At 36.5% G+C, this 6,366-nt stretch carries 6 protein-coding genes; all 6 read left to right on the top strand.

The features are described from left to right. Positions 1-443 (top strand): hypothetical protein (locus NTU69_11510; protein MCX5804135.1); only part of this gene is annotated, 443 nt, incomplete at its 5' end. Between the two features lie 14 nt (positions 444-457). After that, positions 458-1,975 carry a lipopolysaccharide biosynthesis protein gene (locus NTU69_11505; GenBank protein MCX5804134.1) on the top strand — a complete coding sequence of 506 codons (1,518 nt, stop codon included), beginning with the start codon at positions 458-460 and terminating at the stop codon, positions 1,973-1,975. Continuing rightward, positions 1,968-3,386 (top strand): methyltransferase domain-containing protein, encoded by a 1,419-nt coding sequence (locus NTU69_11500; GenBank protein ID MCX5804133.1) that lies wholly within the window; start codon positions 1,968-1,970, stop codon positions 3,384-3,386. The genes NTU69_11505 and NTU69_11500 overlap by 8 nt, the downstream gene beginning before the upstream one ends. After that, positions 3,374-4,561, top strand: a complete 1,188-nt coding sequence (locus tag NTU69_11495) for a glycosyltransferase family 4 protein (GenBank protein MCX5804132.1) — start codon at positions 3,374-3,376, stop codon at positions 4,559-4,561. The genes NTU69_11500 and NTU69_11495 overlap by 13 nt, the downstream gene beginning before the upstream one ends. Before the next feature lie 122 nt (positions 4,562-4,683). After that, positions 4,684-5,634, top strand: coding sequence for a glycosyltransferase family 2 protein (locus NTU69_11490; protein ID MCX5804131.1), 951 nt, complete (start codon positions 4,684-4,686; stop codon positions 5,632-5,634). Between the two features lie 12 nt (positions 5,635-5,646). Further along, positions 5,647-6,366: glycosyltransferase family A protein (locus NTU69_11485; protein MCX5804130.1), on the top strand; the 720-nt coding region annotated here is incomplete at its 3' end.

Genomic DNA, 6,366 nt, shown 5'->3' with positions numbered 1-6,366 from the left:
AAAAGGATTCAGAATTGATGTTTACGCAAGGGGTTGGATATGAAATCCTTAATAATCGAGACAAAGCTGAATTGTATTATAAAGAGGCTCTATTGTACTACCCTGCTTCTGTGTACTATGCGTTGAGATGTGCAAAGTTTTATCTCGCCCAAGAGAACCATGAGGAGGCAAAGAGGATAATAGCATCAATGAGCTCTTACAAGGAAAAATACAGGATATTCAGGAATCCTAATGGCGTCTTTTTTTATCTTTTAGAAGACCTTGGGGCTGAAATGGAGTATACACAAGGGAATCATAAGAAAGCCCTTGCAATAGCACAAAACAATCTCAAAGATGCTGAGGAGAATATGTTTGTTACCTCAAGCGTCAAAGCACGAGAATTTATCTCCCGTGATAGGTTAATACTATATTTAAAAGAAAGATTACGAACGTTTGAAAAATAATGATTGGATTGCACATGCATAAACTAAACATCAAGAAAATGATCAACAATGTGGCGGAACCCGGCGAAACCCTCTCGCAGCGTGTAGTTAGAGGTGGTTTTTGGGTATTTTCATTCAGGATAGTTCAGAAACTGTTCAATTTAGCAAGGCTTGTGATCCTTGCTCGTATCCTCGCACCTCACGACTTCGGTTTAATGGGCATAGCTCTTTTAACGATGGCAACCTTAGAAACCTTCTCCCAGACGGGTTTTCAGGCTGCTTTGATACAAAAAAAAGAAGACATAAAACCTCACCTTGATTCAGCATGGACCGTTCTAATATTACGAGGTTTTGTTCTATTCGTAATTCTCTATTTCATCGCGCCTTACGCTGCAATTTTCTTTAACGTACCAGAAGCAAAACCTGTAATCCAAGTTATTGGATTTTCTTTTTTTCTCGGAGCATTTACCAATATCGGTGTTATCTATTTCCAGAAGGAATTGGAATTCAATAAAGAGTTTATATATCAATTTGCAGGAACATTAGCCGATTTTATCGTTGCAGTTTCCGCTGTTTTGATATTGAGAAATGTATGGGCACTCGTCTTCGGCTTGCTTGCAGGAAATGCAGCAAGATGTGTTGTGAGTTATATTGTCCATCCTTACAGACCGCATTTAAGTTCTGATTTGGGAAAAGCAAAGGAGCTTTTTGGATTTGGAAAGTGGATTTTGGGGTCAAGTATATTAATTTTTTTGGTTACTCAAGGTGATGACATTTTTGTGGGGAAATTATTGGGTGCAACAGCGTTGGGTTTTTATCAAATGGCTTACCAAATTTCCAATGCCCCGGCTACAGAGATAACTCATGTCATATCTCAAGTTGCCTTCCCAGCTTATTCCAAGCTGCAAGATAATCTACCCGGCTTGAGAGATGCCTACCTTAAAACGCTCCAGTTTACCGCTTTTATTTCAATCCCCTTAGCTGTGGGGATATTTGTTTTAGCTCCCAAATTCACCACAATATTTCTGACTGATAAGTGGATGCCCATGGTGCCAGCGATGCAGATGCTATGTATTTTCGGGGTGACCAGGTCAATTGGAGCAACAATGGGACCAATCCTTCATAGTGTGGGGAGACCGAAAATTCAGACAAAACTCTCAAGCATTCAATTAATCACAATGGCTATGATTATTTATCCTTTGACCATTCAATGGGGTATTTTAGGAACATCTTTAGCAGTTGTTATCCCTAATATATTAATTTTAGTACTAATCACTAAAGAGACAAGAAATATTATACAATTCACACACAGGGATTTTTCCAGACTGATAATTATACCGGTCAGCGCTGCATTGCTAATGGCATTAGCTGTGTTTTTAGCACAGACGTTTTTATTGCTCGGAGACAATATGCTTAGTTTTTTTCTCCTGGTGCTTCTTGTTGGCATTATTTACTGTGGGGTTATATATTTTTGGGATAGAATTTCAGGATATAAGATGAGAGATATGATAGGACAGATCTTTACTTATTTGGGAGCAACCAAACATGATTAAAGAATTAGCTAAAAAGATAATTAACATACTGGATAACCACCTCAAGGCCGATTTGCATAGAAAAGCAGTTAAGCTTGAAGGTGCTTATTACGATTCAGGTTTCTTGAATAGACTTCGCCGCAACATAAATCCTGCCTTGGTTAAATGGAGATATAAACTTGGGATAAGGGACAAGAATCCTTTACGGTTGCAGCTTGGCTGCGGGAGCCGACACTTTGAGGGTTATATAAATATTGATTGGAGGAAAACAAGAGCTACAGATTTAGTCTGTGACATAAGGAAGCTACCTTACATAGATAACTCAGTGGAATTAATTGAAACTTATCATGTCATTGAGCATTTGCCTAGACATGATTTGCCAAAAACTTTGAAAGAGTGGCACAGAATCTTAGTGGAGGGAGGAAAATTAATCATTGAATGCCCTGATTTCGACGAAATCGTTAAGAGGTATCTGGAAGGGGATGAAAGACAGTTAGATGGGATTTTTGGATTACAAAGATTTGAAGGAGATTATCATCTATTTGGATATAATACTGCAAGATTAACAAGAGTATTAAAAGAGTGTGGATTTACCAACCTTGAGAAAAAAGATGCACAAGATGATCACGCTAAAGAATGGTCTTGTATAAGAGTTGAATGCATAAAAGATGAAAAAGATATTTCTTCATCATCACGTATAGCAAATAACTACAATTTAAGATTCACAGGTGAAAGAGTTATTGAGGGAGATACACCTCAGAGGATATGGTTAGACCATGTTGCGCGCTATCAATGTGCCAGTAGATATGTTAAAGGAAAGGCAGTCCTCGACATAGCTTGTGGAACCGGTTATGGTTCTAAAATACTTTATGAAGGAGGTGGCTCAACAGTCCTTGGTATAGATATTTCAAACAAGGCTATCGATTTTGCGCTTAGTACATATAAGGATGAGAGATTGGATTTTACAGTGGGTGACATTTTGAATATTCGTTTCCCTGATAACTATTTTGATGCAATTGTCTGCTTTGAGACCATTGAGCATGTCAAAGACCAAGAAAGAGCACTTTCAGAGCTACTTAGAGTGCTGAAGCCAGATGGATTACTAATAATATCGAGCCCTAACCGAAGGTTAACGTCTCCTGGTAAGTCACTCAGAGAACCACCTGACAATCTTTACCACATGATAGAATACTCAACAAAGGAATTCATCTCAGCTTTGAGGGATAATGTTGAAATTTTGGAAGTATATGGACAAAGACCAAAAAACAAATTATTTTTCTCGCCTATTTTGGAAAAAGTATTAAGACTCTTGCTGCCTGGTTTGTATAATCCAGAAGCTGGGGGAGCTAAATTGGAGAGAGTTTCACTTCTTAAAGAATATCGTTATATTACTGCTGTATGTAGAAAATTAGGAGCAAAATGGGATCATTGAAAATCTCAATTTTAACCCTTGATATTTCACATAACTGTCTTGGCAGAGCATACTTATTGGCTAAAATTTTACAAAGACATCACGAAGTGGAAATTATTGGTCCCGTTTTTGGTGATGGTATTTGGAAACCTGTTGAGAATGACAAAAGCATAACGTATAAATCTGTTAAAATTTATGGCAGGTTTAAACCTTACTGGCTGATTAAGGATTTGGTCAAAAAGATAGATGGGGATATTATTTACGCTTCAAAACCTCTTTTTACCAGTTTTGGGGTGGGATTATTTAAAAAAGTGTTTAATAGTAAACCATTAATTTTAGATATTGATGACTGGCAGATGGGATTTATAAAAGAAGCTTATAACAACTTACCTCTTACTCATCTTTTTAAATCTTTAGTAGATTCTACTCTTTTTCTGTATAGAATGGACTCGTACTGGAATACTTTGTTTGGTGAAAAGCTATCACGTTTTGCAGATGAGATTACCGTGTCAAACAATTTTCTAAAAGATAAATTTGGCGGGGTAATTGTCTGGCATGGTAGAGATACAGATACTTTTGATCCTGCAAAATTTGATAAATATCTAATCAGGGAAAAATATCAAATAGAAAGAAATAAGAAAGTTGTGATGTTTTTTGGCACTCTAAGACCACATAAGGGAATAGAAGATTTAATAAAAGCCGTAGAATTAATTAAAAACCAAGATGTTGTCTTAGTTATTGTTGGAATTGATTACAAAGACGTCTATTGTCTAAATTTAGTTGAAACTGCTAAAAAAAGATTGGGCAAAAAAAGACTTATTGATTTTGGTTTGCAACCATTTGAAAAGGTTCCCGAATTTTTGGCTATGTCTGATGTTATAGTAATACCTCAAAGAAAGAACCTTGCAACATTTGGTCAGGTCCCAGCGAAAGTGTTTGATGCAATGGCAATGGCAAAGCCAATAATTGCAACAAAGGTATCTGATCTTCCGGAAATTTTAGATGGGTGTGGCTGGACCGTAGAGCCTGAAAATCAAGAAAAATTAGTAAAAGCTATTGAGTATGTATTAAATAAATCGAAAGAAGCAGAAAAGATGGGGTGGAAAGCTCGGCAAAAGTGTATAGATAAATACAGTTGGGATGCAATGGAGAAGGTTTTGGTAGAGGTGTTTGAAAAATATGAAAAAAATCGATGATAAAAATGACTGGAAAATAGGAAAAGCTGGCTATTCAAAGAGCGGGGTTTAAAATTGAGAAAACATATAGGGTATTTGAGAATATTTACAATAGATTAAAAGACAAAAAAAAGAGCTATAAAATGCCAGAGATGAGCAAAGAAAAACCAATTGTAAGTGTAATTATCCCGACGTATAATCGAGCGCATCTTATAGGAAGGGCGATTAAGAGTGTTTTGAAGCAGAGTTATCAGGATTTTGAAGTAATTGTGGTGGATGATGGTTCAATGGATAATACAGAGGAAGTAATTAAAGAATTTCAAGAACAAGATAAAAGGATCAGATATATTAAGCATGAAAAAAATCAGGGTGGAGCAGTGGTAAGGAATACCGGAATTAATGCTGCAAAAGGAGAATATATAGGACTTTTAGATGATGATGATGAATGGTTAACAGAGAAGTTAGAGAAACAGGTGATCAAGTTCCAAAAATCATCTGGGAAAATTGGTGTAATCTATGGCGGATTCTTTTATGTTTCTGAAAAGAGTGGGGAAATTATGTCTGAGATTATCCCAACCTTGAGAGGGAACATATATAGTAATCTCCTCGAAAGTTGTATCTTAGGAAGTCCAACACCTCTCATTAAAAAGAAGTGTTTCCAAAAGGCAGGTTTTTTTGATGAAACGCTCCTAAGTTGTCAAGACTGGGATATGTGGATAAGACTTTCAAAATACTATGATTTTGATTTTGTCCCAGATATAGTAGCAAAACATCATGTTCATGGAGAGCAAATATCAGTTGATTTGAATGCGAAGATTATAGCGAGGGGAAAATTGATAGAGAAATATCGTGTTGACCTGTCTAAAAATTCCCAAACTTTCAGCATAATTCTAAAACGGCTTGGAATGCTTTATTCCCTTGCAGGTAATCAAGGAGAAGGACGAAAATACTTCCTGAAGTCTATTAAACAAAACCCTCTCCAGAAAGGGAGTTATATTCATTTTCTTCTTTCACTTTTTTCAACAAGAATTCATAAAAGTTTATTAAAAAAATATAGTGTGACAACCATAGATGGTGTAACATTTTACTATTAGAGGTAAAATAATATGCCAAAAATCTCAATCATCATACCCTGCCATAATCATGGGGAGTATATTAATGATGCCGTAGAAAGTGTTATAAATCAAACATACAAGGATCTTGAAATCATCATTATCAACGATGGCTCAGCAGATGAATTGACAAACCGCTTACTTTCTGGATATACCAAACCTAAAACAAGGGTTCTTACAATTCCCCATCAGGGCCTGGCTGCTGCTCGCAATGCAGGTATTAAAGAATCTCAAGGCGAATACATCCTGCCGCTTGATGCTGATGATAAGATTGGCCCTATGTATGCAGAAGAAGCAGCAAAAATACTCGATAGTGATACAAGTGTCGGTATTGTATATTGCGATGCTGTTTTTTTTGGTGAAAAGACTGGACGATGGGAACTTAAAGAATATAGCCTCCAGCAGGAGCTTATAGAGAACCAGATATTCTGCAGCGCTTTTTTCAGAAAACGTGACTGGGAAATAGTTGGTGGTTATAATACCAATATGATTTACGGTTATGAGGACTGGGATTTCTGGCTTTCTCTTATTGAGATGGGTAGAAAGGTACACAAACTGCCAGATGTTTATTTTTTTTATCGAATCAGAGAAGATTCCATGATTCAAAAGATCGACGACGAAAAACAAAGATATCTTTTACGGCAGATCTATTTGAACCACCTGTCTCTGTATAGTAGGGAATTTCCTGACCCTATTAATCTTTATTTAGAGAAC

Source organism: Pseudomonadota bacterium (genome assembly GCA_026388215.1).
In the GTDB taxonomy this organism is placed as follows: domain Bacteria; phylum Desulfobacterota; class Syntrophorhabdia; order Syntrophorhabdales; family Syntrophorhabdaceae; genus JAPLKF01.
Note: the sequence above shows the minus strand (reverse complement) of the source record. Positions and strands in the feature narration are given on the sequence as shown.

What these genes read in the sequence shown, in the direction of transcription:
- NTU69_11505 (MCX5804134.1), top strand. Translation starts at nt 458, where the DNA reads ATGCATAAACTAAACATCAAGAAAATGATCAACAATGTGGCGGAACCC.
- NTU69_11500 (MCX5804133.1), top strand. Translation starts at nt 1,968, where the DNA reads ATGATTAAAGAATTAGCTAAAAAGATAATTAACATACTGGATAACCAC.
- NTU69_11495 (MCX5804132.1), top strand. Translation starts at nt 3,374, where the DNA reads ATGGGATCATTGAAAATCTCAATTTTAACCCTTGATATTTCACATAAC.
- NTU69_11490 (MCX5804131.1), top strand. Translation starts at nt 4,684, where the DNA reads ATGCCAGAGATGAGCAAAGAAAAACCAATTGTAAGTGTAATTATCCCG.